This is a genomic window from Idiomarina sp. HB (assembly GCF_048059115.1).
Taxonomy (GTDB): Bacteria; Pseudomonadota; Gammaproteobacteria; order Enterobacterales; family Alteromonadaceae; genus Idiomarina; species Idiomarina abyssalis.
The window spans coordinates 1-527 of sequence record NZ_JAYLVU010000008.1; the positions used below are offsets into that span (position 1 = coordinate 1).

Annotated in this window: 2 tRNA genes and 1 rRNA gene; all 3 read left to right on the top strand. The window is 51.6% G+C overall.

The window, feature by feature from the left end:
• Positions 1 to 114: ribosomal RNA gene (locus VBY75_RS12695) — 16S ribosomal RNA — on the top strand; the annotation flags it as partial.
• A gap of 66 nt (positions 115 to 180) precedes the next feature.
• A tRNA-Ile gene (locus VBY75_RS12700) sits at positions 181 to 257 on the top strand.
• A 151-nt stretch (positions 258 to 408) separates the two neighbouring features.
• Positions 409 to 484 (top strand) — tRNA-Ala (locus tag VBY75_RS12705).
• Positions 485 to 527: the final 43 nt, after the last annotated feature.

The window sequence follows — 527 nt, forward strand, 5'->3', positions numbered from 1 at the left end:
CCAGAAGTGGTTAGTTTAACCTTCGGGAGAACGATCACCACGGTGTGGTTCATGACTGGGGTGAAGTCGTAACAAGGTAGCCGTAGGGGAACCTGCGGCTGGATCACCTCCTTACAAAATAGCTTACGGAAGTGAGTGTCCACACAGTTTGCAGGCTTGATATTAAAAGAGAAGAAAACTGGGTCTGTAGCTCAGCTGGTTAGAGCGCACCCCTGATAAGGGTGAGGTCGGCAGTTCAAGTCTGCCCAGACCCACCATTTTGTCATTCTGGACGGCGTTATTCGGGTACTCGCATACTGGTGTATGCTTCGCACCCTCTTGCCTTGCCAGAATGCCAAAAACATTTCAAGTCTCAGGCTTTGCCTTACTTAAAATGCCCTTATCGGGGGTGGTCGAAACGCCCATAACGGGGCCATAGCTCAGCTGGGAGAGCGCCTGCCTTGCACGCAGGAGGTCAGCGGTTCGATCCCGCTTGGCTCCACCATTTCTTCTCTTCGTAACCGTTAGCGTTAAGTGTTCTTGCAAAA